Origin of the sequence: Rhizobium ruizarguesonis, assembly GCF_017357285.1 — a bacterium.
Lineage (GTDB): Bacteria > Pseudomonadota > Alphaproteobacteria > Rhizobiales > Rhizobiaceae > Rhizobium > Rhizobium ruizarguesonis.
Genome location: NZ_CP071678.1, coordinates 4,498,156 through 4,525,000, shown reverse-complemented (window position 1 = coordinate 4,525,000; position 26,845 = coordinate 4,498,156). Strand labels below are relative to the sequence as shown.

Annotated in this window: 18 protein-coding genes, 1 tRNA gene, 2 rRNA genes and 2 riboswitches (1 of these 23 cut by a window edge); of the genes, 9 read left to right on the top strand and 12 right to left on the bottom strand. The window is 60.9% G+C overall.

Annotated features, from left to right (window positions below; all coding sequences use genetic code 11):
- The 5 genes from J3P73_RS22140 to J3P73_RS22120 form a co-directional block, all read left to right on the top strand.
- Positions 1-1,671 (top strand): 23S ribosomal RNA (locus J3P73_RS22140); it begins 1,272 nt to the left of the window's first position.
- A gap of 184 nt (positions 1,672-1,855) precedes the next feature.
- Positions 1,856-1,970: ribosomal RNA gene (gene rrf / locus J3P73_RS22135) — 5S ribosomal RNA — on the top strand.
- A 105-nt stretch (positions 1,971-2,075) separates the two neighbouring features.
- Positions 2,076-2,152: transfer RNA gene (locus J3P73_RS22130), tRNA-Met, on the top strand.
- A gap of 348 nt (positions 2,153-2,500) precedes the next feature.
- Positions 2,501-5,029: a methyl-accepting chemotaxis protein gene (locus J3P73_RS22125; RefSeq protein WP_207579704.1), complete on the top strand. Its 2,529-nt coding sequence runs from the start codon at positions 2,501-2,503 to the stop codon at positions 5,027-5,029.
- Positions 5,030-5,278: 249 nt separating this feature from the next.
- Entirely contained in the window at positions 5,279-6,079 is an 801-nt protein-coding gene (locus J3P73_RS22120; protein WP_130675821.1) for a hypothetical protein, read from the top strand.
- A gap of 95 nt (positions 6,080-6,174) precedes the next feature.
- On the opposite strand, the gene J3P73_RS22115 is transcribed toward J3P73_RS22120, so the two are convergent.
- The 10 genes from J3P73_RS22115 to J3P73_RS22070 all read right to left on the bottom strand — a co-directional run bounded on the left by J3P73_RS22115 (position 6,175) and on the right by J3P73_RS22070 (position 18,338).
- On the bottom strand, positions 6,175-9,345 hold the full coding sequence (locus J3P73_RS22115) for an efflux RND transporter permease subunit (RefSeq protein ID WP_130656331.1): 3,171 nt from the start codon (positions 9,343-9,345) through the stop codon (positions 6,175-6,177).
- A 41-nt stretch (positions 9,346-9,386) separates the two neighbouring features.
- The gene (locus tag J3P73_RS22110; RefSeq protein ID WP_130656330.1) at positions 9,387-10,586 is read right to left on the bottom strand and encodes an efflux RND transporter periplasmic adaptor subunit; all 1,200 of its coding nucleotides are present in this window, start codon (positions 10,584-10,586) and stop codon (positions 9,387-9,389) included.
- 239 nt (positions 10,587-10,825) lie between these two features.
- Complete coding sequence (locus J3P73_RS22105) at positions 10,826-11,590, bottom strand: bestrophin-like domain (protein ID WP_018068173.1); 765 nt, start codon at positions 11,588-11,590, stop codon at positions 10,826-10,828.
- A gap of 144 nt (positions 11,591-11,734) precedes the next feature.
- Positions 11,735-12,868: a calcium:cation antiporter gene (locus J3P73_RS22100; protein WP_018485506.1), complete on the bottom strand. Its 1,134-nt coding sequence runs from the start codon at positions 12,866-12,868 to the stop codon at positions 11,735-11,737.
- Between the two features lie 292 nt (positions 12,869-13,160).
- Positions 13,161-13,868 (bottom strand): SDR family NAD(P)-dependent oxidoreductase, encoded by a 708-nt coding sequence (locus J3P73_RS22095; RefSeq protein WP_018068175.1) that lies wholly within the window; start codon positions 13,866-13,868, stop codon positions 13,161-13,163.
- Between the two features lie 165 nt (positions 13,869-14,033).
- Positions 14,034-14,384 carry a ribbon-helix-helix domain-containing protein gene (locus J3P73_RS22090; RefSeq protein WP_018495581.1) on the bottom strand — a complete coding sequence of 117 codons (351 nt, stop codon included), beginning with the start codon at positions 14,382-14,384 and terminating at the stop codon, positions 14,034-14,036.
- Positions 14,385-14,409: 25 nt separating this feature from the next.
- A complete protein-coding gene (locus tag J3P73_RS22085; RefSeq protein ID WP_018068177.1) occupies positions 14,410-15,006 on the bottom strand; it encodes a DJ-1/PfpI family protein in 597 nt (198 codons plus the stop codon).
- A gap of 105 nt (positions 15,007-15,111) precedes the next feature.
- Positions 15,112-15,504, bottom strand: coding sequence for a DUF779 domain-containing protein (locus J3P73_RS22080; RefSeq protein ID WP_130692815.1), 393 nt, complete (start codon positions 15,502-15,504; stop codon positions 15,112-15,114).
- 199 nt (positions 15,505-15,703) lie between these two features.
- Positions 15,704-17,212 carry an aldehyde dehydrogenase gene (adh, locus tag J3P73_RS22075; protein WP_017968031.1) on the bottom strand — a complete coding sequence of 503 codons (1,509 nt, stop codon included), beginning with the start codon at positions 17,210-17,212 and terminating at the stop codon, positions 15,704-15,706.
- A gap of 166 nt (positions 17,213-17,378) precedes the next feature.
- Positions 17,379-18,338, bottom strand: a complete 960-nt coding sequence (locus J3P73_RS22070; RefSeq protein WP_130692813.1) for a helix-turn-helix domain-containing protein — start codon at positions 18,336-18,338, stop codon at positions 17,379-17,381.
- Between the two features lie 209 nt (positions 18,339-18,547).
- On the opposite strand from J3P73_RS22070, the gene msrB reads away from it, so the two are divergent.
- The gene (gene msrB / locus J3P73_RS22065) at positions 18,548-19,033 is read left to right on the top strand and encodes a peptide-methionine (R)-S-oxide reductase MsrB (RefSeq protein WP_027689387.1); all 486 of its coding nucleotides are present in this window, start codon (positions 18,548-18,550) and stop codon (positions 19,031-19,033) included.
- Between the two features lie 145 nt (positions 19,034-19,178).
- Here the strand turns inward: msrB and J3P73_RS22060 are convergent, their stop codons facing one another.
- Both J3P73_RS22060 and J3P73_RS22055 read right to left on the bottom strand, forming a co-directional pair.
- The gene (locus tag J3P73_RS22060; protein ID WP_130692811.1) at positions 19,179-20,393 is read right to left on the bottom strand and encodes a TIGR03862 family flavoprotein; all 1,215 of its coding nucleotides are present in this window, start codon (positions 20,391-20,393) and stop codon (positions 19,179-19,181) included.
- Between the two features lie 69 nt (positions 20,394-20,462).
- Positions 20,463-20,885: a MerR family transcriptional regulator gene (locus J3P73_RS22055; protein ID WP_027689385.1), complete on the bottom strand. Its 423-nt coding sequence runs from the start codon at positions 20,883-20,885 to the stop codon at positions 20,463-20,465.
- A 71-nt stretch (positions 20,886-20,956) separates the two neighbouring features.
- On the opposite strand from J3P73_RS22055, the gene J3P73_RS22050 reads away from it, so the two are divergent.
- From J3P73_RS22050 to nrdH, 3 genes are all read left to right on the top strand, one after another.
- Positions 20,957-23,257, top strand: a complete 2,301-nt coding sequence (locus J3P73_RS22050; RefSeq protein ID WP_130692809.1) for a heavy metal translocating P-type ATPase — start codon at positions 20,957-20,959, stop codon at positions 23,255-23,257.
- A gap of 39 nt (positions 23,258-23,296) precedes the next feature.
- A riboswitch (cobalamin riboswitch) is annotated at positions 23,297-23,502 on the top strand.
- Between the two features lie 104 nt (positions 23,503-23,606).
- The gene (gene metE / locus J3P73_RS22045) at positions 23,607-25,931 is read left to right on the top strand and encodes a 5-methyltetrahydropteroyltriglutamate--homocysteine S-methyltransferase (protein ID WP_130692807.1); all 2,325 of its coding nucleotides are present in this window, start codon (positions 23,607-23,609) and stop codon (positions 25,929-25,931) included.
- A gap of 183 nt (positions 25,932-26,114) precedes the next feature.
- Positions 26,115-26,340: riboswitch (cobalamin riboswitch) on the top strand.
- A gap of 280 nt (positions 26,341-26,620) precedes the next feature.
- Entirely contained in the window at positions 26,621-26,842 is a 222-nt protein-coding gene (nrdH, locus tag J3P73_RS22040) for a glutaredoxin-like protein NrdH (RefSeq protein ID WP_003582512.1), read from the top strand.
- Positions 26,843-26,845: the final 3 nt, after the last annotated feature.

Genomic DNA, 26,845 nt, shown 5'->3' with positions numbered 1-26,845 from the left:
TAACAGCTCACTGGTCTAAATAAGGGTCTTTGCGCCGAAAATGTAACGGGGCTGAAGCCATGCACCGAAGCTGAGGATTTGCGAGCAATCGCAAGTGGTAGCGGAGCGTTCCGTAAGCTGATGAAGGGAGACCCGTGAGGGCTCCTGGAGGTATCGGAAGTGCGAATGTTGACATGAGTAACGATAAAGAGGGTGAGAGACCCTCTCGCCGAAAGACCAAGGGTTCCTGCTTAAAGTTAATCTGAGCAGGGTTAGCCGGCCCCTAAGGCGAGGCAGAAATGCGTAGTCGATGGGAACCACGTTAATATTCGTGGGCCTGGTGGTAGTGACGGATTGCACAAGTTGTTCATTCTTATTGGATTGGATGGGCAGCGGAGCGGTTCCAGGAAATAGCTCCACCGTATAGACCGTACCCGAAACCGACACAGGTGGTCAGGTAGAGTATACCAAGGCGCTTGAGAGAACTATGTTGAAGGAACTCGGCAAATTGCACGCGTAACTTCGGAAGAAGCGTGACCCCATGCTAGGCAACTATTATGGGGTGGCACAGACCAGGGGGTAGCGACTGTTTATCAAAAACACAGGGCTCTGCGAAGTCGCAAGACGACGTATAGGGTCTGACGCCTGCCCGGTGCTGGAAGGTTAAGAGGAGAGGTGCAAGCTTTGAATCGAAGCCCCAGTAAACGGCGGCCGTAACTATAACGGTCCTAAGGTAGCGAAATTCCTTGTCGGGTAAGTTCCGACCTGCACGAATGGCGTAACGACTTCCCCGCTGTCTCCAACATAGACTCAGTGAAATTGAATTCCCCGTGAAGATGCGGGGTTCCTGCGGTCAGACGGAAAGACCCCGTGCACCTTTACTATAGCTTTACACTGGCATTCGTGTCGGCATGTGTAGGATAGGTGGTAGGCTTTGAAGCGGGGACGCCAGTTTCCGTGGAGCCATCCTTGAAATACCACCCTTATCGTCATGGATGTCTAACCGCGGCCCGTTATCCGGGTCCGGGACAGTGTATGGTGGGTAGTTTGACTGGGGCGGTCGCCTCCGAAAGAGTAACGGAGGCGCGCGATGGTGGGCTCAGACCGGTCGGAAATCGGTCGTCGAGTGCAATGGCATAAGCCCGCCTGACTGCGAGACTGACAAGTCGAGCAGAGACGAAAGTCGGTCATAGTGATCCGGTGGTCCCGCGTGGAAGGGCCATCGCTCAACGGATAAAAGGTACGCCGGGGATAACAGGCTGATGACCCCCAAGAGTCCATATCGACGGGGTTGTTTGGCACCTCGATGTCGGCTCATCGCATCCTGGGGCTGGAGCAGGTCCCAAGGGTTTGGCTGTTCGCCAATTAAAGCGGTACGTGAGCTGGGTTCAGAACGTCGTGAGACAGTTCGGTCCCTATCTGCCGTGGGTGTAGGAATATTGACAGGATCTGTCCCTAGTACGAGAGGACCGGGATGGACATATCTCTGGTGGACCTGTTGTCCTGCCAAGGGCATAGCAGGGTAGCTATATATGGACGGGATAACCGCTGAAGGCATCTAAGCGGGAAACCCACCTGAAAACGAGTATTCCCTATCAGAGCCGTGGAAGACGACCACGTTGATAGGCCGGGTGTGGAAGTGCGGCAACGCATGAAGCTTACCGGTACTAATAGCTCGATTGGCTTGATCGTTCTCATTGACTATGCTCATCTCAAGGCGACCGCAAAGCGGTCGTCCTGACAAGGCGAAGGCACCAGCCTTTGCCCGGTCCCGGCGAACACGAAGTGTTCGTCCGGTTGGAGCTCTAAAACGTGTTCAAAAACGAAGTCATAGCACTTCACCAGCTTCTCAAAACATATAGTTGCGCTTTGCCGACCTGGTGGTTATGGCGGGGTGGCTGCACCCGTTCCCTTTCCGAACACGGCCGTGAAACGCCCCTGCGCCCATGGTACTTCGTCTTAAGACGCGGGAGAGTAGGTCGCTGCCAGGTCTGCAAAACGCAACTTATGTAAAACAATCTTCTCATCACTAACTCTACGGCCCATGCCGAACAAAAAGGGTCGCGCAAGCGGCCCTTTCTGCTGTAAAATAATAACGCGGGGTGGAGCAGCCCGGTAGCTCGTCAGGCTCATAACCTGAAGGCCGCAGGTTCAAATCCTGCCCCCGCAACCAAACTTTCCATAATACACATACTCAAAAGCCCGCCATTCCGGCGGGCTTTTGACGTTTCTAGACCTCGGTCGAGGCACGGCTGCGGTAACCGGAAGCCCCGGACCGTAAAAACGGTCGGGGCTTTGCTGCTTTTGGCCAAATGGCGTGGCCGACACGAGAAATGCGAGAAGGTCACACAAGCCGGCCAAGCGATGATGAATTAGTCGACCTGCCCACATGCCCCTACGAGTGTCTGAACCACGTCCTCGCCGCGACAGATGAGGCGTGCATAATCCTCAGATCAACCCATTTATCGGTTCTTAAGCAAAGAATGACAGTTTGGCTCCGATCGGTGGTGGGGGTGCATTCGTGGTAAATGGTTTGATGTCGCGGGTTCGCATTCAGACGAAGGTGCTGGTACTTTTGGCGCCATTCGTCATTAGCCTATGCGCAGTGGGGCTGACGGGCTACTACGCGGCCAGCCTTCTCGAAGGTCGGATGGAGATCTCCAACCATGTTTTGCAGTCTCTGAACGGGTTCAAACATGTTTCTTCCAGCATGACCGGCTTTCTGATGAAGCCGTCGCAGGAAGCCCGTGATACCGCGCTTGCGGAGGCCCGAGAGCAACTGGCAAACCTGAAGCAGACGATCGAGAGCCTAAGGCCGACGACCGATGTGGGGCTTCTTGACCGCGCGCTCGATCAATCGCAAATCATCCCGCAAAAGATCGAAGCGATCTGGCAAATCGAAACGGGGCAGCAGAAAATTCTCAGTGATGTTGACGCTGCTTCCGCGGCACTTCTTGATCTGCAAGGGCAGGTTGGCAAGCGCTCGTTCATGCTGATGGCTAGCGCGAAAAAGACGGAAAATGCTAACAAGGGCGGTCTGAACAATTCCGTCTCCGTCAGCGCCGCCGCCAGTGTCGCGACAAAACTTCGCAATGACTATACGAATGCGACGACGCCGGCTGACAAAGTTAGCCTGTTAGCCAAATACGCGCCCGATTTGCAAAAGGCAAAGGAGCAGCTTTCGCCTGCATTCGCGACCGACAAACAAGCCCTCGCCGCGCAGTATGCCGCTGCTGTGGACGCCCTCGCCAACGCTTCGAAGGTGTCGCTGGACACTTTGGATGTCCCAACAACGGATGCCACCGTTGCCAATCTTGCTGCAACTGGCGACAGTCTCAAGACGATTGGCGACGATCTGATGCGGACCTCCGTGCTCGCGCTTGCCGCGTCGGACAAGGATATCTCGCAGGCGACGAATGTCGGCAACGAACTGCGCGCCATCGTTAACAGCAATAATGAGATCCGCGTCGGCTTCGCCGAACTCGCCGGCAATCCAGACGACGCGCGAGTGAAGAAAGTTCAGCAGTCGATCTACATGTATCAGACCGAGCTCGGCCGTCTTGCCGGCATGGTGAACGACGACCCCGTCTTTGCCGAAATTCCGAAGAAGGCTCAACCCGTCCTCGATCTGCTTGCAGCAAACGCGGCAGCGCTCTCCGAAGGTGCGGCGCGCAAGCTGGCTGAATTTGATAGCGCTGCGGCGCAGATCGACAACACCTGGAACCTGCTTGCTCAATTCGCCGAGACGCAAAGGCAAAATGCTGGGCAGGATCGTCAACAGGCGAATAGGATATCCGGTGGCGCCATTGTGTTCGGCATCCTGATCGCTATGACCGCCGGTGCCGCGCTGGTCATCACCCTGAAGGGACCGATCACCCAGATTACCGCAGCGATGCGCAAGATCGCAGAGGGAAGGCTCGATACCGCAATCACCGGCGAGGCACGGGGCGACGAAATCGGGGAAATGGCGCGCGCGCTTTCCGTCTTCAAACAAAACGCGCTGTCGAATGTCGAAATGGAACAACAGGCCGAGATCGCGCGTAATGATGCGGAATCTGAGCGCGCCCGCAACGAACTCGAGCGGCGTAGCGCCAAGGTCCAGGTTGACGCTGCAATCGAGGCTCTTGCAGAAGGGCTAACGCGGCTGTCGCGCGGGGAGTTGAATTTTTCGATCGATACGCCGTTTGCCTCCGAACTCGACCGGATCCGCACCGATTTCAACATGTCGGTCGCGGGTCTCAAGGAGACGCTCTGCGATATCCGCGAGACGTCTTCCCTCATCAGCGACAATGGCCGGCAGATGGCGGAAGCCGTTGATGACCTGGCCAGCCGAACGGAAAAGCAGGCGGCCGCACTTGAGGAAACAGCAGCGGCAGTGGAGGAGATTTCTTCCGCCGTCAACACCTCTTCAGGACGGGCAGCAGCAGCGCTTGCGCTTGTCCAACGCGCCAAACAGGGCGCCGACGCCTCGGCCTCCGTGGTCCAAAACGCCGTTTCGGCCATGGGGCGGATTGAGGACGCGTCCGGCCGGATCGTTCAGATTGTCAGTGCCATCGACGCTATCGCTTTCCAGACCAATCTCTTGGCCCTAAATGCCGGGGTCGAGGCGGCAAGAGCGGGTGAGGCCGGCAAGGGCTTTGCTGTCGTGGCGCAGGAGGTGCGGGAGCTGGCGCAACGATCGGCTCGCGCAGCCAAGGAAATCGGCGAGCTCATCAACAATTCCGTCCGAGAGGTTGCGTCCGGCTCCGAATTCGTCGGCCGCACCGGCGATGCGCTGATGGAGATTTCCAGCGAGATCGTCCACATTGTCGGTCATATCGAGCTCATCGCCTCGTCAAGTCGCGACCAAGCGACGACACTCCATTCGATCAACGCATCGGTGAACGATATTGATCGTATGACGCAGCAAAATGCGGCGATGGTGGAAGAGACGAATGCTGCCACCAGACAGCTATCGTCCGAGGCGCTTGCACTTACCGACATGATTGCGCGCTTTCGGCTTGAAGGCCACGAGAGCGCGGCTCCAAGAGGGTACCAGACTGCGGCATGACGGCAGCATGTATTCGCAGTGAGATGCATGATTCCGATCAGCAGGCTGATGAGTAATACGTTTCCCTTGATCAGTTTTCAGGCGCACGATAGTTGCTAAAATAGCAATCTTCTAATATACGTGGAGCCGGCGTTTTAATATTTCCGCAGCGGCAAGCAACGTCCCTCCAACTGACGGGCGTTTATTATCTTATTCAGTAGGGCGTTCGATTTCATGAAGTAGATTAAAGATTTATAGGGGGAAGGAATAATGCGAAAATGGGCATCTTCTCTACTGACGGCTCCGCATGGAAGGCGTCGTCTTCTGTTTGCTATCTCGGGATTGCCAGCGTTCTGCGCAGTGGTGCTCTCAGCTGGTGTCGCGTTCGCGCAGGCGCCGACTGAAGAGCAGCGCAATGCGATCAAGGCGGAATGTCGCTCCGATTTCATAGCGCAATGTTCAGGGGTGACACCGGGCGGCATCGAGGCGCTCACTTGTCTGCAACAGCATAATGCCACACTGTCGGCGGGCTGCCGGAAGGCGGTGTCGGCGGTGAGCAAACCCAAGTCGACATCCGCGGAGCCGGCCCCGGCTGCGTCCGCAACCACTTTGGCGACCACACCCGTACCGGCGACGGCCGCACCGACGCAGGCGCAGCGCAACGCCGCCAAATCGGCCTGCCAACGCGATTTTATGGCGCAATGCTCTGGTGTCACACCGGGCGGCACCGAGGCACTCAGCTGCTTGCAACAGCACAATGCCGCTCTATCGGCGCCGTGTCAGCAGGCCGTTGCGGCCTTGGGAGGATCAGCCGGGGGAGGATCAGCCGGATCAACCCCAGCCAGCGGCGGTGCTGCTGCGACGGTTGCGACCACGCCTGCTCCTCGGGCCATGATGCCGGCCTTCTCGCCGCGCGAGGAACTGATGATTCTGCGCGAAACCTGCGGATCGGATTTTCAGGCTCTGTGCCGCACGGTGCCCTTGGGCGGAGGACGGGCTATCGCTTGTCTTCGGGACAATTTGCAACACGTGTCGCCTGCATGCCACCGGGTGCTGACCTCGGGACTATAGCGTCTGTTCGAAACTTGCGCTGTGAAGAGACCTCAGCAGAAACCTGCCTCCGCGTGAAACCGCAGGTGATTGCGCGACAGGCTGTTGCAACAGCCTTACTGAACCTTCGGCATCTCCGCCTCCGCGACGGCCGCGGTCTTTATGCGCCCTTTCCAGTATTCCTCGAGGCGCTGCAGCAGGACGTAGAAGGACGGTACGAAGAGCACGGCGAGGCAGGTCGAGGCGATCATGCCGCTGAAGACCGATATGCCGATCGACTTGCGGGCGGATGCGCCGGCGCCTGTCGCCAGCACCAGCGGCAGGACACCGAGAATGAAGGCGAAGGACGTCATCAGAATCGGCCGGAAACGCAGGCGGGCGGCCTCGACGGCGGCATCCAGAATTTCCATGCCTTCCGCCCGCTTTTCCCGCGCATATTCGACGATGAGAATGGCATTCTTCGATGCAAGCGCAATCAGCAGGATGAGGCCGATCTGCGTATAGAGATTGTTGGCAACGCCCGCTGCCGTCAGGGCCGCCACCGTGCCGAGGAGGGCGAGCGGCACGGCAAGTATGACTGCCAGCGGCAAGATCCAGCTTTCATATTGGCCGGCGAGCACGAAATAGACGAGGAGCATGGCGAGCGCGAAGACGAAATAGATCTGCCCGCCCACGGCCTTCTCCTGATAGGACAGCGCCGTCCATTCGAAGCCGGCGCCCGGCGGCAGCGTTCGATTGGCAATCTGTTCCATGACATCGAGCGACTGGCCCGAACTGAAGCCGGCGGCCGGCCCGCCAACGATTGTTGCTGAGGGGTAGAGATTGTAGAGGCTGATCAGGGAGGGGCCTTGCGTCGTCGTGACATCGACGACCGTGCCGAGCGGCACCATTGTCCCGTCACCGGCCTTGACCTTCAGATTGCGAATGTCATCCGGGCTGACCCGGAAATCGGAAGCGGCCTGCGCATAGACCTGGAAGGTGCGGCCGAATTTGTTGAACTGGGTCACATAGCTCGAGCCGACGTAGCCGGAGAGCGCCGAGAAAACCTGACCCACGGTAACCCCCAATGTCTCCGCCTTGATGCGGTCGACGGCGACTGCGAGTTGCGGCACGTTCGAGCGAAAAGGCGTGCTCAGCCTTTGCAGCGACGATTGGGCACTGCCGTTCTTGACGATCGTATCGGCAAGCGATTGCAGCAGCGGGTAGTCGGAAATGCCGTTCTTGATCTCGACCTGCATGGTAAAGCCGCTGGCATTGCCGACGCCCTGGATCGGAGGCGGCACGACCACCAGCGTCTTGGCGGCGAGCACCCTTTGCAGCGCGCCGTTCAGATGCTGGTAGATCGACAGCAGATCCTCCCCCTTCTGCTTGCCGCGCTCGTCCCAATCTTTCAGCACGACATAGGCCACGCCGGCATTCTGCAGGCTGGCATTGTTGTCGAGAACGGAAATGCCGCTGATCGTCAGCACCTGATCGACGCCAGGTGTGGCTTCGGCGATCTTGCCGACCTCGTTCATCACGGCATCGGTGCGCTCCTTCGAGGCACCGTCAGGCAGTTGTGCACTGATCAGCACGTAACCTTGATCCTCGACGGGCAGGAACGCGGTCGGCAGACGGGTGAGGCCCCAGACGGCGACCCCGATCAGGACAATTGCCGCTATGGCCATGACACCGGCGTGGCGGGTCATCGATCCGATCAGCCCGGCATAGCCGCGTTCGCCTTTGTCGTAGACCCTGTTGAAACCGCGATAGAAGACGTTGCGTTTCTCGGGCGGGACCGGCGGCCGCAGCCAAAGGGCGCATTGCGTCGGTTTCAGCGTGACGGCATTGATGGCGCTGATCAGCGCCGTGGCGGCGATGACGAGGGCGAATTGCCGATAAAGCTGTCCGGTCAGGCCGGGCAGGAAGGCGGCCGGAATAAAAACGGCCATCAGCACCAGCGTAATGCCGATGACCGGACCGAGGAGTTCCTCCATCGCCTTCTCGGCCGCCTGTCGGCCGGACAGGCCCGCCTCGATGTGGCGGGCGACACCCTCAACGATGACGATGGCATCATCGACGACGATGCCAATGGCGAGAACGATGGCAAACAGCGTCGACAGGTTGACGGTGAAGCCCAATGCCGCCATGGCCGCGAAGGCGCCGATGATGGTGACCGGAACTGTGGTCGCCGGCACGAGCATTGCCCGCCAATCCTGCAGGAAGACGAGAATGACGATGAGAACGAGGACGCCGGCTTCGATCAAAGTGACATAAACCTCGTCGATGGATGCCTTGACGAATTTCGTCGTGTCAAACGGTACGTGATATTCAAGGCCCTGTGGGAAGCTCTTCGAAAGCTCCTGCATTTTTGCGCCCACCTCCTGCGCCACCGCAATGGCGTTGGCCTCCGGCAGCTGAAAAATGCCGATGCCGGCCGCCGGCCGGCCGTTCTGCATGAAGGACTGGCTGTACGTCTGCGCGCCGAGTTCGACGCGGCCGATATCGCGGATGCGCGTGACGCGGCCGCCTTCCCCGCTTTCGACCTTGACGATGATGTTCTCGTAGTCGGCAGCCTCATTCAGCCGGCCGTTGACATTCAGCGTGTATTGAAAGATCTGCCCCTTCGGCACCGGCGGAATGCCGATCTGGCCGGCGGTGACCTCCTGGCTCTGCTGCTGCACCACGTTGACGATATCCTGCGGTGTCAGACCGCGCGCCTGCAGCAGGTTCGGGTCCATCCAGATACGCATGGCATACTGGCCGGCACCGAACACGGTGACGTTGCCGACACCCGGCAGGCGGGCGAGTTCATTCTGCAGATTGATGACGGCATAGTTCGACAGGAAGAGGCTGTCATAGCGGCTGTCGGGTGAGGTCAGGGTGACGAAGCCGAGAATCGCCGTCGATTTCTTTTGTGTCGTGACGCCTTGAACCTGCACCGCTTCGGGAAGCGATGACATTGCTATGGCGACGCGGTTTTGCACCAGAACCTGCGCTTGATCGGGATCCGTTCCGATGGCAAAGGTTACTGTCAGCGAATAGGTGCCGTCGCTGGCGCTCGTCGACTGCATGTAGAGCATGTCCTGCACGCCGTTGACCTGCAGCTCGATCGGCAGGGCGACGGTATCGACGAGGGTCTTGGCGCTGGCACCGGGAAAACGCGTCGTCACCTGCACCGTCGGCGGAACGACATTCGGATATTGCGCCACTGGCAATTGGAACAGGGCTACCGCGCCGATGAGCACGAAGACCAACGCCAGAACGTTGGCGAGTACCGGTCGCTCGATGAAGAAGCGCGAGATCATGCTGTTGTCCTTAGACGGTCAGATGAAGCATGGTGGCGAATTCATTGCGTGGTGGTGGTCTTTGCCTTGGTATCGCCGGCGGCAGCTGCCGGCGGGTTCATTTCCATCTTCTCGGGCGTGACCTTGCTGCCGGGGATGGCCTGCTGGATACCTTGGGTTACGACCCAGTCGGCCGGATCGAGGCCAGAGTCGATGACACGGAGCGAACCTTCACGCTGGCCGGTCTTGACCTGTTTCTGCTCGACGACGTCGTCCTTACCGAGAACGAGCAGGTAGCTGCCCAGCTGGTTCGTTCCGATCGCATCGTCGCGCACTAGCAGAGCCTTGTCGTTATGGCCGACCGGCACCCGAACGCGCACGAAGAGACCGGGCAGCATGGCGCGGTCCTTGTTGTCGAACAGGGCGCGTACCTGAAGCGTGCCTGTGGAGGCATCGAGCTGCGGCGATACATAATCGAGATGTCCCTTGTGTGGGTAGCCTTCTTCCGTCTGCAGGCCGAGCTCTGCCGGGAAACTCGGAAGATCCGTCTGCTTGAAGGTGTGTCCCTGCTTTGCCAGCGTTTCCTTGATCATCAGCACCTGTGTTTCGCTGACGTTGAAATAGGCATAAAGCGGATCCGTCTGAACGATGCTGGCAAGCTTGGTGGGGCCTGATACGCCGACAAGTGCGCCGATATCGACGAGGTGATCGGTGACGGTACCGTCGAAGGGGGCAAGCACTTCGGTATATCCGAGGTTGATCGTCGCGAGATCGAGATTGGCCTGAGCGTTGAGGATGGACGCATTCGCCTCGTCGAGCGTCGCCTTGGCGCTATCGACGGCGGTCTGCGTGGTGACTTGTTGCTTCGACAGATTGAGCTGTCGGTCGTATTCCTGTTGCGCGCCGACCTGAGACGCCTGTTGCGAGGCGAGCGATGCCTTCGCCTGATCCAGTTGCGCCTGATAAGTGTTGCGCTCAATTCCGAAGAGCTTGGTGCCCTTCATCACCGTCATGCCGTCCTGGTAGTCGATCGATTGGACGTAGCCTTGGACGCGCGCCTCGATATCGACGGAATTGAGTGGTGCCGTATTGCCGGTGAGTTCGAAATAGAGCGTCACCGGTTGCTGGACCGGCTGGGCGACTCGAACCGGAGGTGGAGGAGGGGCAACGTAAGTGTTGCCGCTTTCCTCACAGCCAGCGAGAATTGCCATGCCGGCGAGCACCACAGACAGGTGCAGACCCTGATACAATCTCACACGCATTGCCGCCGCCCCGATGTTTACGAGCCTACTGCAGTAATTTCAAAGATCTACAGCGTCCTTTGCGCGTCTGAAAAGACGCGCGGCGCTGTAGTCTTCATGCGTGCCTCGGCGGAGACGGCCCCTCTCCGAAAAGTTCCGGGCATGCGATATTATGTCGCGGCATTGCTAAAAATTGCAATAGCTGCTGGTGCACAATTAAACTGTGTCGAAGCTCATCCTCGACGGACGCCATGATGTGGCTAGGGTTTCCCGAGGCGCTCTATAGCGGACCGCAAAGGCGCATCCGAAACATGGACCAGCCCGACATATGGATTGGCCATATCCGAAACCAGGAAGATCGCGCCCGCGACAGATAGGGCGCAGACGAACAGAATTGACAGCACCGTCGGATTGGCCGGCGCCTGCAGTCCGAAGGTCGCAAAAAGCAGCGAGAGCCAACAGACGAGAACGGTAAGGAAGGCCCAGGGCAAACCCTCTTTCCCGGATTCGACCAGCAGCCAGTGGGTTTCGGCCACCATGCCGCTTACCTCCAGAGCACGGGCCTGGAGAGCGCGCTGCGCCGCATCCTTCGGCGCCAGCGATCGAAGGTCGCTTTGAACCGTCTCTATATCCTGATATTCTCCCACGGCCTTGCCGGATGTCTCGTCGGTGGTTTCGGCAGTCCAGCCGCGGCTCAGCCGTTTCTCGATGAGTTCACGCAGCAATTGACGCGCATTGTCGGTTTCCGGCCCGTATTGCGCCATGACGCGATCAAGCAGCAGTATCCGTGCGGCTGCCGTTCTCATCTCCACTTCGGCATTGTCATAGGACGACTTGGCGGATGCGATCAGAAGGCCGAGCGCCAAGGCCGACAGCGTTCCCACTACTGCGGTCGCCAGCCTGATGACGTCCTTGGATTCCGCATTGAGATGGTGATTGGGCAATCGGGCACGCACGATCAATCCTGTCGACGTCGCCGTCGACAGAAAAACAAATACAAGCCCGCCAACCAACAGTGAGTCCACGGCCGGTCTCCATTCGCCATGTAGGTCCTGCAGCCACCGCGATTGCTTGCAAGCTATGCAAAGCCCCCGTCATCATAGCTGAAGACAGACCAAGCGCGGAACTCTTTACTTTCCTGATCTCGCGCGGCCGCCATCGGGCGGGTTTCATTGCTGGAATATCAGCAACACGTAAGCCAGGAAAAGCACCAGATGGACAGCGCCTTGCATGAGATGCGTGCGGCCGCTGGCAAAGGTGATGATGCTGACAGCAAGAGTGAGCAGGAGCATCACCAGATCTCCATGCTCCAGGCCGAGTGTCACGGGGTGTCCGTAGAGCTGACTGACAACGAGCATCGCCGGCACCGTCAGCCCGATCGTCGACAGCACCGAACCAAGGAAAATGTTGACGGAGCGCTGAAGATTATTGGCGATGGATGCACGCACGGCGCTGATTGCTTCAGGCGTCGCGACGAGGATGGCCATGACAACACCGCCAAATGCGGTTGGGGCATGCAGGGTTTCGATAATGTAATCGATCGGCCGGGCAAGCTGTTCGACTAGAAAGACGACAGGACCCATATGGGCGAAAAGCAGAATGGCATGAGGCCAGACCGGTCCATGTCGAGGGACACGTTCACTGATGCGCTCGTGACGGTTGCTGTCGTCGGTGAAATAGTCGCGATGGCGGCCGGCCTGAAGAAACAGAAACGTAGCGTAAAGGCCGACCGATATTATACCCAGTATCAGTTGTCTTGGTGCAGATGGATGCTGTCCGTCCGGCCCCGCAAGAAATGTCGGCATCACCAGGCTTAGGGTCGCCAGCGGTACGATGACCCCGAGATAGGCGTTGGCGCCCTGCAGGTTATGCTGTTGTTCCGGTCGCCGCCATGCGCCCAGCAGCAAGGACAGGCCGACCATGCCGTTCAGGATGATCATGACGACTGCGAACAGGGTGTCGCGCGCAAGCGTGGGATTGTTCTCGCCGTGAAGCATGACGGCTGATATTGCCATCACCTCGATCGAGGTGATGGCAAGCGTCAGAATGAGCGTGCCGTAGGGCTCCTTCAGCCGCTCAGCCAAATGATCCGCGTGCCGGACAACCGACAGAGCGGAGCCAAGGACGGCAGCAAACAGCCACGCGAAAACGACAGTGAACCAAAGCGGATCGGAAAGCTGCCCGAAGAGCTGCTCCTGGAAAACAAAAAACGCCAAGCTCGTCGCGACGCTGACGCCCAGGAACCATTCCTCGCGTATCAGGCTGTTTGCGCCGACGGCGCGCAATGCCGGGCCGTCCGTCATTGAAGCCACCCGTCTTCCGTCAAATGTCGCCGCAATGCGATCATCAAAACCATTGTGTCCGCCCACTGTCTCCTGCCCGTCCCATGAGCAGGCCGAGACGAGGCTGCCTTAAGGCGAACCGAACCTCAAGCCAGATCGTGTGTCACTGACTAAAACTTGCAGGTGTCTCTATTCTCATCATCCATTGTTTCCTGACAGGGACTGCTAAAACAGAGGGCAAGACGAGGCCCGGCGAACGCGCGGCGCGGGCGGTTGTAGTGCGTTGCGGCGGCTGCTCACGCCGCGTCTTCGATTATTCGCGGCCGGTCGCCGGGATTGCCGCGCCGGTCACGACAGCTGCTGCCGGCGAAATCAGGAAGGCGATGAGGCGGGCGATCGATTGCGGCGATACCCAGCCGTCCGTCTTCGCATCGGGCATGGCCGCGCGGTTCTCAGGCGTGTCGATCGTGCCCGGCAGGATGCAGTTGGCGGTGATGCGGTCGTCGCGGCATTCGGCAGCGATCGCCTCGGTCAGCCGGATGACGGCGGCTTTGGAGGCGGCGTAAGCGGCCTGCTTGGCGCCGGCCTTCAGGCCGGGTGCGGCGGCGATATGAACGATGCGGCCGTAGCCCGCGGCCTTCATGGTCGGGAGAACCGCGGCGCTGATCGTCAAGGCAGTGCGGGCGTTTGCGGTCATCATCGTCTCCCACTGCGCGGGTGCCTCCGGCCCGACCGGTCCCATCTGGAAACCGCCGACGGTGTTGACCAACGCGCTAACGCCGCCGAAGCGCTTGACGGCCCGGGCGACAGCGGCGGCGCAGGAGGCATAATCGGTGAGATCCGTTCCCGCGATCGACAGAAATTCGGTGGAAGCTGGAAGATCGCCGGCCAAGGCTTCCAGCTCATTGCCCGAACGGTTCATGCAGACGAGTTTTGCGCCGGCGCTGGCAAGCTCGCGGACAACAGCGCTGCCGAGGTTGCCGCCGGCTCCCGTCACGATCACGGCTTTCTGTTCGTTCATGGCAATCGATCTCCTGACGGTGCCCGCGCTGGACGCTGCCCACATTGTTGATCCAGGCTGCGCGGCAGCGCAAGCCCGCCGCCCAGGACAAGGTCAGATGTTTGCGGAACGGCCCGCGGAGCTATCCGCGGGCCGTTCGTCCTTGATCGTCTGTCGGATCTGATTTCAGTGATACTTCGCCCGTTCGCGGCCGAGGATGACAGGTGCGTCGAGGCCTGAGATCGGACGGGTGACATCTGCCGGGATGTCACCGGTGAGCTGCAGGTCGAGATAGCGAGCGCAGCAGACCCGCAGGAAGGACGTGAAGTTGCCGAGATCGTGGCCGGCATCGATCGATTCATGATGCAGCCGGGTGATCAGCTGGACGACATTCATGCCGTCACGCCGGGCGATTTCCTCCAGCTTCGCCCAGAAGAAGTTCTCCAACCTGACGCTGGTGACCATGCCGTCGATGCGCAGCGACCGGGTGGTGCTTTCCCAGAGCCGAGCATCCGCCTTGATGAAGAGTTCACACATATCGTCCTCCCCAGTGCCGCCCTCCTCAGGCGGCGTTGGTTTCGAGCAGTGCTGTGGCATCGAGCACGGCCATGAACTGGCGCAGCCACGACGGATGCGCCGGCCAGGCGGGCGCCGTGACCAGATTGCCGTCCGAGACTGCATCGGTGATTTCGATATCGGCATAGATGCCGCCGGCAAGTTCGACTTCCGGCCGGCAGGCTGGATAGGCCGAGCAGGTCCGGCCCTTCAGCACACCGGCAGCGGCAAGCAGCTGCGCGCCGTGGCAGATGGCGGCAACGGGTTTTCCGGCGTCGAAGAAGTGCCGGACGGATTTGATGACGTCGGCGTTGAGGCGCAGATATTCGGGCGCACGGCCGCCGGGAATGACGAGGGCATCGTAATCTTCGGCGCGCACGCTGTCGAAGGTGGCGTTCAGCGTGAAATTATGGCCGCGTTTTTCCGAATAGGTCTGGTCGCCCTCGAAATCATGGATGGCGGTGGCGACAGTCTCGCCGGCGTTCTTGCCGGGGCAAACGGCATGGACGGTATAGCCGCAGGCAAGCAACGTCTGGAACGGCACCATCGTTTCGTAATCTTCGGTGAAGTCACCGGTGATCATCAGGATCTTTGAGGCTGGCATCGTTTCCTCCCTTTGAAACCAACTGGCGGAGATTAGCAAAGAGCTGTGGAGAGCAGGTACTATGGGAATACTACAGGCGAAATTCCCACCCGGCGGGCGACAGCATCAGACCGCCCTGACCTTGACATCAGGCACTGCGCAGGCCTCGCCGCCGCCGAAGAGGCGGGAACGAGTCAGGAAGCGTTTCTCGCGGCCATTGTCGAGCGAGAACATGCCGCCGCGGCCGGGAACGACGTCGATGATCAGCTGCGTATGCTTCCACGCCTCGAACTGACTGGCGCTGATATAGACCGGCACGCCGCCGATCTCGCCGAGCCTGACGTCGCTGTCGCCGATCATGAATTCGTTAGCCGGATAACACATCGGCGACGAGCCGTCGCAGCAGCCGCCGGACTGGTGGAAGAGGATCTCGGGATGATCCCGCTTTATTTCTGCGATCAAATCGAGAGCTGTGTCGGTTGCGAGAACACGCGCTTCGCCGTTGACGGTGGTTTCCATGGCTGCCTCCAAAGTTTTGGGGGAGAACTCCCCTCCCCACAAGGGGGAGGGGCTAAGCTGTGGCACCGGCTGGCAAAACAACAAGCCGGCTGCATATGCTGCGCCTCAAGAGTGAATACAGCGAGGGCCGCATGGTAAGCCCCCCCTTGTGGGGAGGGGTTGGGGAGGGGTTTAAGACCCTCCCGTCATGCTGAGTATCTCAGAAGAAGCCGAGTGCCTTCGGGCTGTAGCTCACCAGCATGTTCTTGGTCTGCTGGTAGTGATCGAGCATCATCTTGTGGGTTTCACGGCCGATGCCCGACTGCTTGTAGCCGCCGAAGGCGGCATGGGCCGGATAGGCGTGGTAGCAGTTGGTCCAGACGCGGCCGGCCTGAATCTCGCGGCCGAAGCGGTAGCAGCGATTGGCGTCTCGGCTCCAGACACCGGCGCCGAGACCGTAGAGCGTGTCGTTGGCGATTTCGAGCGCTTCCTTCTCGTTCTTGAAGGTCGTGACCGAAACAACCGGTCCGAAGATTTCTTCCTGGAACACACGCATTTTGTTGTGACCCTTGAAGATCGTCGGCTTGACGTAATAGCCATTCGCCAACTCGCCGCCGAGATCGTTGCGCGAGCCGCCGGTCAGCACTTCCGCGCCTTCCTGCTTGCCGATATCGAGATAGGCGAGGATCTTTTCCAGCTGCTCCGTCGAGGCCTGGGCGCCGATCATTGTCGCGGTGTCGAGCGGGTTGCCCTGCTTGATCGCCTCGACGCGTTTGACGGCCTTTTCCATGAAGCGGTCGTAGATGGATTCCTGGACGAGGGCGCGGCTCGGGCAGGTGCAGACTTCGCCCTGGTTGAGGGCAAACATCGCAAAGCCTTCGAGCGCCTTGTCGAGGAAGTCGTCGTCTTCGGCCATCACATCGGCGAAGAAGATGTTCGGCGATTTGCCGCCAAGCTCCAGCGTCACCGGAATGAGGTTCTGGCTGGCATATTGCATGATCAACCGGCCTGTCGTCGTCTCGCCGGTGAAGGCGATCTTGGCGACGCGCTGGCTGGTCGCCAGCGGCTTGCCGGCTTCGAGGCCGAAACCGTTGACGATGTTGAGCACGCCGGGTGGCAGGAGATCGCCGACGAGTTCGGCCCAGAGCAGGATTGAGGCCGGTGTCTGTTCGGCGGGCTTCAGCACGACGCAGTTGCCGGCGGCAAGCGCAGGTGCCAGCTTCCAGGTGGCCATCAGGATCGGGAAGTTCCACGGAATGATCTGGCCGACGACGCCGAGCGGCTCATGGAAGTGATAGGCGACGGTATCGTGGTCGATCTCGCCGATCGAACCTTCCTGGGCGCGAATGCAGGAGGCGAAGTAGCGGAAGTGGTCGATCGCCAACGGAATGTCGGCGGCCATGGTTTCGCGGATCGGCTTGCCGTTGTCCCAGGTCTCGGCCTGGGCGAGCAATTCCAGCTTGTCTTCCATACGCTGGGCGATCTTCATGAGGATATTGGAGCGCTCCGCCGCAGAGGTGCGGCCCCATTTTTCCTTAGCCGCATGGGCGGCGTCGAGCGCGAGATTGATGTCCTTTTCATTGGAGCGGGGAATGTCGCAGAGCTTGCCGCCGGTGACGGGCGTGAGGTTTTCGAAGTATTTCCCCTCGACCGGCTCGCGCCATTCGCCGCCGATATAGTTGCCGTATTTCAGTTTGAACGGCGACTCGACGATTTTCTGATGAAGCATGTCATCCTCCCTTGATGATCCAGGTTCCCAAACGAACCAGTGGGAGGAAAATGTGCATATTTTGGCGGAGGGAATAGGGTGGGTCTTCCATACCGCAGTGCACAGTGTCGCAGACCTGCGACAGCATCGCGTCACGATTGCTCCAGGTGCGGAACCTTTACCCTGATCAGTGGAGATCGAGCTTCTTCATCTTCCTGTGCAGCGTTGCGCGGCTGATGCCAAGCGCGATCGCAGCCTGCGAGACATTGCCGCCGGCGCGCGACAGCGCCCGCAGCAGTGCCGCCTTCTCCGCCTCGACGATCTCGTCCTGCTGGGAGACTCGGGCTTCGTGCAGGGCATCGGCGGCAGGAATGCCGGCGGCGATGCGCTTGTCGTCCAACTGCAGTGCGATGCGGGCGGCGCGCGTCGCGCCGAGCACCAGATCGTGCCTGTCGACGGCAAGCAGGGCGGCGGCGGAATTGGCGCCGGCCGGGACCATCAGGAAACGCGCGCCGGCAAAGGCCGAGCGGAAAAGGTTGAGTTCGATGCGCATTGCCGCATCGCGTACGGTCTGTGTCAGGATTGCCAGCGTCATTTCGTTGACGTCTTCGCGGCATGTGGAGATGTCGAGGGCTGCTGCCACCCGGCCACGATGATCGCGGATCGGCGCCGTCGTGCAGCTGAGGCTGGTATTCGAGCAGAAAAAATGCTGATCGCGGAAGATGGCGACGGCACGCTCGTCGGCAAGTGCGGTGCCGATGCCGTTGGTGCCGATGCTGGCCTCTGTCCACACCGAGCCGGTCCAGAGGCCGAGTTCGCGGAATTCCTTGTCGTCGCCGGCAGCGCCCCGGCGCTCCAGGGCGATGCCGTTCTTGTCGGTCAGAAGCAGGCAGCAGCCGGCCCTGCCAACGGTGGTAAAGAGACGATCGAGCTCTTCCGTCGCGCTGGCGATCAGCTGTTCGGACTGCTCGCGCGCGCGGCGGAATTCCTGGTCGGTGAGGCGCAGTGGAGCCCGCTGGTCCTCGGGGGCGAGCTGGTGCATGGTCATGCACCGCCGCCATGAGGCGACAACGGGAGAACTGGCCGCCGCAGAATCGCGCTGGGCAGACGTGTAGACGTGCTCGGCGTGCGCTGAGTGTTCGTGCATCGGCTCCTCCCACCGAAGTTCAGCACATTCTGATGGAAAAGCGGCTGGTTTGCAATCGGCCGGTACTGGCGGTCGTCAGCATGCGGCTCTTCCTGACGACAATGGCGGAAATCACATTTCGGTGTTTGGGCGGCCATGGCGTAACAAATGACCCCTCTCTCTCGTAGTTCTATACGGAAGCAAGGTTTGCCAGACGAGGAGATCCGACCATGCTGAATAGACGATTGTTGCTGATGGGCGCCGCTTTTGGGGTGTTTGCGGTTCACTTGGGCCTGGCCGGCAAGGCGATCGCCGCCGAGACGTTTGCTGTGACGCATACCGACGAGGAATGGCGCAAGCTGCTGACGCCGGATCAATATGTCATCCTGCGCCGGGCGGGGACGGAACAGCCCTTCACCAGTGCCTTGCTGCATGAGGAGCGAAAGGGCAATTTCGCCTGCGCCGGCTGCGACCAGGACCTCTTTTCATCGACCACCAAATTCGACAGCGGCACCGGCTGGCCGAGCTTCTGGGCGCCGCTCGAAAAAGCCGTCGGCACCACGAGCGACACGACTTTCGGCATGGTGCGCAATGCCGTGCACTGCAGCCGCTGCGGTGGGCATCTCGGCCATGTCTTCGATGACGGCCCGAAGCCAACCGGGCTTCGCTACTGCATGAATGGGCTCGCCATGACATTCCGTCCGGCCTCGGCCTGATCCAGGGATGACCTTACTCGGTGCTGATGACTGCCTGCGCCTAGAACAGGATCATTTTAGGCCGGGTCGGCCTAAAATCTGAATCCTGTTCTAAGTTAAGAGTTGGAGCATGATGTCGTCCGAAAACCGATCACACTTTTCGGCATCATGCTCTGCACTGCAACCAGGCTTCTATGCCGCGTGCTGCCGCCCGGCCGGTCGCCAGGCAGGCGGTGAGGAGATAGCCGCCGGTCGGCGCTTCCCAGTCGAGCATCTCACCGGCGGCGAAGGTGCCCGGCAGCGCCTTCAACATGTAGCTGTCGTCGATGCCGCTCCAGCGGATGCCGCCGGCCGAGGAGATCGCTTCGGCGATCGGGCGGGTTTCGATCACCGGCACCGGCAGGGCCTTGATCATGCCGGCGAGACGTTCGGGATCGGTGCGGTCGCGCTCGGGAGCGAGTTCGCGCAGCAGCGCCGCCTTGACGCCGTCGAGGCCAGCGCCCTTGCGCAGGCGGTTTGAAAAGCTCGATTTGGCATCCTGCCGGGCAAGGTCGCGGCTCAGCCTCTCGATGGTGCGGCCGGGTGCGAGGTCGAGCGTCAGGGCAGCGCTGCCGTGGGTCAGCAGCCGGTCGCGGAGGCTGGCGGTGTGGGCATAGATCAGGCTGCCCTCGATGCCGCTCCCGGTGATGACGAATTCGCCGGGAAACGTGCCGGCCTCGGATGTTGCGGTGACCGACTTTACCGGCTCGCCGGCGAAACGCTCGCTGAAGCTTCCGCTCCAGCCGACGGTGAAGCCGCAATTGGCGGGCTTAAAGGGTTCGATCTCGACGCCTCTTTCCGATAGCCGAGTCAGCCAGCTTGCATCGGAGCCGAGGCGCGGCCAGCTTGCGCCGCCGAGCGCGAGCAGGGCTGCGTCACAATGGACGATGCTGCGCCCTTCGGACGTTTCGAAAACATAGCCGTCTTCGGCAAAACCGGTCCAGCGGTGGCGGGTGCGCAGCGTGGCGCCCTGTGCCTCCAGCCGCCTGAGCCAGGCGCGCAGCAAAGGAGAGGCCTTCATCACCTTCGGGAACACCCGGCCGGACGAGCCGACGAAGGTCTCGGTCCCGAGCCCTGCTGCCCAATCCCTGATGTCATCAGGGGTAAAGGCATCAAGAGCGGGGCGCAGATGGGCAGAGGCCGCGCCGAAGCGCGTGGTGAAACGGGCATAATCCTCGGAATGGGTAATGTTGAGACCCGACTTGCCGGCCAAGAGGAACTTGCGGGCGAGGGTCGGCATGGCGTCGTAGACCGTCACCGCATGACCGGGACGGGAAAGCAGCTCGGCAGCCGCGAGACCGGCCGGGCCGCCGCCGATGATCGCGATCCGCTTCTGGTTCATTGATGTCTTCGCCCGATTCTGTCTGCATTCAGTTTTGGCGCGAGCGGGGACCGCCTGCAAGGGCAGCGGTCAGTGGTGCGGATGCGTGCACTGGCCGTGGTCGGCGAGCACCTCGATGACGCGGCATTGGTCGACGCGGCCGTGGCCGCAGCCTTCCACCATGGTTTCCAGCTCGGCCTTCAGCGCCATCAGGCTGCGGATGCGCTGCTCGACCTCGATGAGGCGGGCCTTGGCGATGGCGTCGGCCGAGGCGCAGGACTGGTGCGGATCATCCTGCAGGGTGAGCAGCGTGCGGATCGCCTCGATCTCGAAGCCGAGCTCACGGGCATGGCGGATGAAGGCGAGACGGCTGATATCGGCAGGCTCGAAGGAGCGCTGGTTGCCCTCGCTGCGGCTCGGCGCCGCGAGCAGGCCGATGCTCTCATAATAACGGACTGTCGGTACCTTGACGCCGCTTTGGCGCGCAGCTTCACCAATCGTGATCTTTTTCATGATTTTCCTCTTGCACCTCTAGTCGCTAGAGGATGTAGGAGAGATGCTTCTGTTTGACAAGGAAGCGGATGATGGCTGAGAGCGAGACACGATACCGGGTTGGCGGCATGGATTGCGCCGCCTGCGCAACCAAGATCGATACGGCGGTCAGACGCGTGGCGGGTGTCGCCGATGTTTCCGTCTCGGTGATGGCGGGCACGATGACCGTCCGGCACGATGGCAGCAGCGATCTCAAGGTGATCGAGAAGAGGGTGATGGGGCTCGGCTATTCCGTCGCGCCGCTTGCTGGAAGCGCTGCGCCTGCGCGGGAACACGGCTCACACCATTATGACGACCACGATCACGGCGATCATGCCGGCCATGATCACGGCCATGAAGGCCACGATCACGCAGGTCATGATCACGATCATGCAAACCACGATCATGCAAACCACGATCATGCGAGCCATGACCATGATCACGGCGAAAAGGAAATCGAAGGCCTGCATGGGCACGACCATGCGCCGATGGCCGGTCCGTGGTGGCAGCGCAAGAAAGGCCGGCTGACCATTCTTTCGGGCGTGGCGCTCGTTGTCGCCTACGCCGTCGGCCATCTGGTGCCTGCGATCGCGCCCTACGCCTTCATCGTCGCCATGTTGGTCGGGCTGGTGCCGATCGCGCGCCGCGCCGTCATGGCAGCTCTCTCAGGTACGCCCTTTTCGATCGAGATGCTGATGACGATTGCCGCCGTCGGCGCCGTCATCATCAATGCCGGGGAGGAAGCGGCAACCGTCGTGTTCCTGTTCCTCGTCGGCGAATTGCTGGAAGGGGTGGCTGCGGGCAAGGCGCGCGAAAGCATCCAGTCGCTGACGGGTCTGGTGCCGAAGAGTGCGCTGCTTGAAGACAATGGGCAGACACGGGAGGTGCCGGCCGAAAGCCTTGCGGTCGGCGCCATCATCATGGTGCGTCCCGGCGACCGGATCTCCGCGGACGGCATCATCATCTCAGGCGAGAGTGCGATCGACGAGGCGCCGGTGACGGGCGAGAGCACGCCGGTGCGCAAGGGCGTCGATGCCGTCGTTTTCGCCGGCACGGTGAATGGCGATGCGGTGCTCAGGGTTCGCGTCACGGCGGCCGCGGCCGACAATACCATCGCCCGCGTCGTCAAACTGGTGGAGGAAGCGCAGGAATCGAAGGCGCCGACCGAACGCTTCATCGATCGGTTTTCGCGCTATTACACGCCCGGCGTGGTCGTGGTCGCAGCGCTCGTCGCGGTCGTTCCGCCGCTGCTGTTCGCTGGGCCGTGGGGCGAATGGGTCTATAAGGGCCTTGCCATCCTCTTGATCGGCTGCCCTTGCGCGCTCGTCATCTCGACGCCGGCGGCGATCGCCGCTTCGCTTTCATCAGGTGCGCGGCGCGGACTCTTGATGAAGGGCGGCGCGGTGCTGGAAACGCTCGGCAAGGTGACGATGGTCGCCTTCGACAAGACAGGCACGCTGACGGAAGGCAAGCCTCAGGTGACTGACATCATTTCCTTTGGCCTGAGCGAGGCGCAGGTGCTGTCGCGCGCGGCGGTGCTGGAGCGGGGTTCCAGCCATCCGCTGGCGCTGGCGATCCTCAACCGCGCCAAGGCGGACGGCGTTCCCGTGCCGCCGGCCTTCGAGCTGGAAGCGCTGCCGGGCAAGGGTGTCAGCGGCAAAGTCGGCGGTGAGACGCTGGATCTGCTGTCGCCGCCTGCCGCCCGCGAGCGCGGGACGCTCAGCGCGGAACAGGATGCACGCATCACGGCGCTGAACGACGAGGGCAAGAGCGTGTCGGTGCTGCTCGTCAACGGTATTGCGGCCGGCCTGATCGCCATGCGCGACGAGCCGCGTGAGGATGCCGAGGCCGGGCTCGCTGCCCTCAAATCAGCAGGCGTCAAGGCGATGATGTTGACGGGCGACAACAAGCGGACGGCAGCAGCCGTTGCCGGCATGCTCGGCATCGACTGGCGCGGCGAGATGATGCCGGAGGACAAGCAGCGGGTCGTCGGCGAATTGAAGCGCCAGGGCTTCATCGTCGCCAAGGTCGGCGACGGCATCAACGATGCTCCGGCGCTGGCCGCTGCCGATATCGGCATCGCCATGGGCGGCGGCACCGATGTGGCGCTGGAGACGGCGGATGCCGCCGTGCTGCACGGACGCGTTGGCGACGTGGCGCGGATGATCGAACTTTCCAAACGCACGATGCGCAACATCCTGCAGAATATCACCATCGCACTCGGGCTGAAGGCGGTGTTTCTGGTGACGACGATCGCTGGCATCACCGGGCTCTGGCCAGCGATCCTTGCCGATACCGGCGCTACCGTACTGGTGACGATCAACGCGCTGCGGTTGCTTCGGATAAAGATATAAACATTCCTTTATGTCTATTGACGATATCCACTTGCGGGCGCATTCTAGCGGCATCGTGGTTCTCCGGATTCGGTCCGGAGCTAAGAGGGAATTCGGTGCGGTGCCCAGCGCCCAATCCGAAGCTGCCCCCGCAACTGTAGGCGGAGAGCCGCCGTCCAATTGACGTCACTGGGGAGACGCCCGGGAAGACTGGACGGTGGCAGCGACCCGCAAGCCAGGAGACCTGCCGCGATTGATAACGTCCACGGGCGAGGTGTCCCGGTGTGCCGCTTTCTGCGAAACGGTACCCTTGCGTCCGTTCGTCGATGCGTCTCGCCAATGCCTTGCCCATAACCCTCGGGGTAAGGAAATGAGCATCAAGACTGCAAATCTCGGGTTTCCAAGAATTGGAAGCCATCGCGAACTGAAATTTGCGCTGGAAAGCTATTGGGCCGGCAAGAGCAACGCGGCCGCACTTCTGGAAACGGCGAAAAAGCTGCGCGCCGAGAACTGGAAGCTTCAGCAGCAGAAGGGGATCGCCGTCATCCCCTCCAATGACTTCTCGCTTTACGATCACGTTCTCGATCTCGCGGCGATGGTAGGCGCGATCCCGGCCGTCTATGGATGGCAAGGCGGCCCGGTCGATCTCGACACATATTTCGCGATGGCGCGCGGCTCGACCGGCGAGAGCCATCACGGCGATTGCGGCCATCTCCACCACGGCCACGGGGTGCCGGCGCTGGAGATGACGAAATGGTTCGACACCAACTACCACTACATGGTTCCGGAACTCAGGCGTGACCAGCCCTTCACGCTGACGGCGAACAAGCCGCTGGAGGCGTTCCTGGAGGCGAAGGCGCTCGGCATTCACACGCGGCCGGTCATTCTCGGGCCGGTCACCTTCCTGAAGCTCGCCAAATCCACGGAGGAAGGGTTCGGCACGGTCGAACTGCTCGATCGGCTGCTGCCGGTCTATGCCAGGATATTTGCCGAGTTGAGAGCGGCGGGTGCCGACTGGGTACAGGTCGACGAGCCATGCCTCGTCCTCGATCTTTCTGACAGAGAGCGCGCCGCGCTCAGCCAGACCTATCGGGCACTCGGCGAAGTAGTGCCGGATCTCAAGATCATGCTTGTCGGCTTTTTCGGCGATATGGGCGACAATCTTCCGGCCGCACTTAAGTTGCCGGTCGCAGGCCTTCATGTCGATCTGGTGCGCGGGCCGCAGCAGATCGAGATCCTCCTGGAAAAGGCGCCGGACAGCCTCGTGCTGTCGCTCGGTGTCATCGACGGACGCAACATTTGGCGGGCCGATCTCAACGCCATCCTGAACAGGATCGTGCCGTTGGTTTCCAGGTTAGGTGAGCATCGACTTCAAATCGCGCCGTCCTGCTCCCTTCTTCACGTTCCGATCGACCTCGAGCTGGAAACAGGGCTCGATGGCGAGCTGAAAACATGGCTCGCCTTTGCGACGCAGAAGCTGGACGAGCTTGCCGTGCTCGGCAGCGGGGCCTTGGACCGGAGCGGCGTCATCGGTGCCCTTGAAGCGTCTTTGCGCGCCGTCGCTGCCCGCGCCTCTTCCTCGAGGGTTCATGATGCCGCAGTTACGGCGCGAGTGGCAGGCATCGACGGAAGGATGAAACGCCGGGGTCGCGCATTCCTCTCGCGCAAAGCGCTTCAGGGTGACCGATTGCGACTGCCGCTCTTCCCGACAACGACGATCGGCTCGTTCCCGCAAACATCGGAAGTGCGCAAGTCGCGCGCGGCCTATGCAAAGGGTGCAATCAGCGAAGCCGACTACGAAGTCTTCCTGAAAAAAGAGACGGAATCGGCGATCCGCTGGCAGGAGGAGATCGGCCTCGACGTGCTTGTTCACGGCGAGTTCGAGCGCAACGACATGGTGCAGTATTTCGGCGAACAGCTTTCAGGCTTCGCCTTCACCGCCCATGCCTGGGTGCAGAGCTACGGTTCGCGCTATGTCCGCCCGCCGATCATCTTCGGCGACGTCTCACGCCCGAAGCCGATGACGGTGGAATGGTGGCGCTACGCGCAGTCGCTGACGGAAAAGCCAGTGAAGGGCATGCTGACGGGACCGGTGACGATCCTCAACTGGTCCTTCGTCCGCGACGATCTTGCGCGTGCAGATGTCAGCCGGCAGATCGCGCTGGCGATCCGCGACGAGGTGATCGATCTCGAAAAGGCGGGCGCGGCGATGATCCAGATCGACGAGGCAGCCCTTCGCGAAGGCCTGCCGCTGCGAAAGGCCGATTGGAAGACCTATCTCGACTGGGCGGTGGAAAGCTTCCGCCTGTGCTCGACCGGCGTTGCCGACCAGACGCAGATCCATACGCATATGTGCTATTCGGAGTTCAACCAGATCATCGATGCCATTGCCGCGATGGATGCCGACGTCATCTCCATCGAGACTTCCCGTTCGAAGATGGAGCTGCTGGAAGCCTTCCGAAGCTACAAATATCCGAACGAAATCGGCCCCGGCGTCTACGATATCCATTCGCCGCGCGTTCCCGAGGTCGGCGAGATGACCGAGCTCATGCAGCTTGCCCGCGGTCGGCTTTCCGATGGGCAATTATGGGTCAATCCGGATTGCGGCCTGAAGACCCGCAAATGGGAAGAAGTGCGTCCGGCGCTCGTCAACATGGTCGCCGCCGCTCATGTGTTGCGGACCATGGGTCGGTGAGGGGCGCTTAAATCTCCGCAACATCTCGAGGAGCCGGCTTTTGCGGGCTCCTTTTATGAACGGGTTCTCCACAGCGCTTTTCCGTTAACGCTTCGTTATCCACATCATACACAGGCACGGCGATTCGTTGTCGCCATTGCTGTGCCGCCACAACAATCTGTTGACGCAATCAGCGATTCGCGTACCATATCTAGTGTTCGAGGTTCCGTCGATTCGTGAGGATCGGCGGCTAAGACGGGAATACGGTGCGCTTCGCCATCATGGCGCGGCAATGCCGGAGCTGCCCCCGCAACTGTAAGCGGCGAGCAACTGTCCGATTTCAGGTCACTGGAGCATGATGCTCCGGGAAGGCTGGGGCAGGGTGCTTTGACCCGTGAGCCAGGAGACCTGCCTCGAACGAAACGTCCACGGGCGGGGTGTCCGGAAGGTCGCGTTGCATGGCTGCGGGGAATGTCCGCATCGCGTTTCGCGGGCCCGAGCCTCCGCCCCCGAAACCTTCGCATTGAGCCACTTCGGGGTGAAGTCATGTCAGTATCTCAGTTCAGGCCGCCACCCGCTAGAGGTAGAGGGCGGAGTACGCCCAGCGGCTAAACAGCCGCATAGCTCAAATCACCAGAGATTTTTCGACGGATATCGACAGATTTCCGATCAATGTCCTGCGTCCCAATCGCGTCGTCACGAGGAATATCATGACCATTACCGTCTACAGCAAGCCTGCCTGCGTCCAGTGCACTGCCACCTACCGCGCCCTCGACCGGTTGGGCGTCGATTATGACATCGTCGATATCTCTGAGGATGCCGAAGCGCTCGATCGGGTCCGCAGCCTCGGCTACATGCAGGCGCCTGTCGTCATCGCCGGCGAGCGGCATTGGGCCGGCTTCCGTCCCGACATGATCAGCGCGCTTTCCTGAGGA

Coding starts and splice junctions, on each gene's coding strand:
- J3P73_RS22120 (WP_130675821.1), top strand. CDS start 5,279: ATGCGAAAATGGGCATCTTCTCTACTGACGGCTCCGCATGGAAGGCGT.
- J3P73_RS22115 (WP_130656331.1), bottom strand. CDS start 9,345: ATGATCTCGCGCTTCTTCATCGAGCGACCGGTACTCGCCAACGTTCTG.
- J3P73_RS22110 (WP_130656330.1), bottom strand. CDS start 10,586: ATGCGTGTGAGATTGTATCAGGGTCTGCACCTGTCTGTGGTGCTCGCC.
- J3P73_RS22100 (WP_018485506.1), bottom strand. CDS start 12,868: ATGACGGACGGCCCGGCATTGCGCGCCGTCGGCGCAAACAGCCTGATA.
- J3P73_RS22095 (WP_018068175.1), bottom strand. CDS start 13,868: ATGAACGAACAGAAAGCCGTGATCGTGACGGGAGCCGGCGGCAACCTC.
- J3P73_RS22090 (WP_018495581.1), bottom strand. CDS start 14,384: ATGTGTGAACTCTTCATCAAGGCGGATGCTCGGCTCTGGGAAAGCACC.
- J3P73_RS22085 (WP_018068177.1), bottom strand. CDS start 15,006: ATGCCAGCCTCAAAGATCCTGATGATCACCGGTGACTTCACCGAAGAT.
- J3P73_RS22080 (WP_130692815.1), bottom strand. CDS start 15,504: ATGGAAACCACCGTCAACGGCGAAGCGCGTGTTCTCGCAACCGACACA.
- adh (WP_017968031.1), bottom strand. CDS start 17,212: ATGCTTCATCAGAAAATCGTCGAGTCGCCGTTCAAACTGAAATACGGC.
- J3P73_RS22070 (WP_130692813.1), bottom strand. CDS start 18,338: ATGCACGAACACTCAGCGCACGCCGAGCACGTCTACACGTCTGCCCAG.
- msrB (WP_027689387.1), top strand. CDS start 18,548: ATGCTGAATAGACGATTGTTGCTGATGGGCGCCGCTTTTGGGGTGTTT.
- J3P73_RS22060 (WP_130692811.1), bottom strand. CDS start 20,393: ATGAACCAGAAGCGGATCGCGATCATCGGCGGCGGCCCGGCCGGTCTC.
- J3P73_RS22055 (WP_027689385.1), bottom strand. CDS start 20,885: ATGAAAAAGATCACGATTGGTGAAGCTGCGCGCCAAAGCGGCGTCAAG.
- J3P73_RS22050 (WP_130692809.1), top strand. CDS start 20,957: ATGGCTGAGAGCGAGACACGATACCGGGTTGGCGGCATGGATTGCGCC.
- metE (WP_130692807.1), top strand. CDS start 23,607: ATGAGCATCAAGACTGCAAATCTCGGGTTTCCAAGAATTGGAAGCCAT.
- nrdH (WP_003582512.1), top strand. CDS start 26,621: ATGACCATTACCGTCTACAGCAAGCCTGCCTGCGTCCAGTGCACTGCC.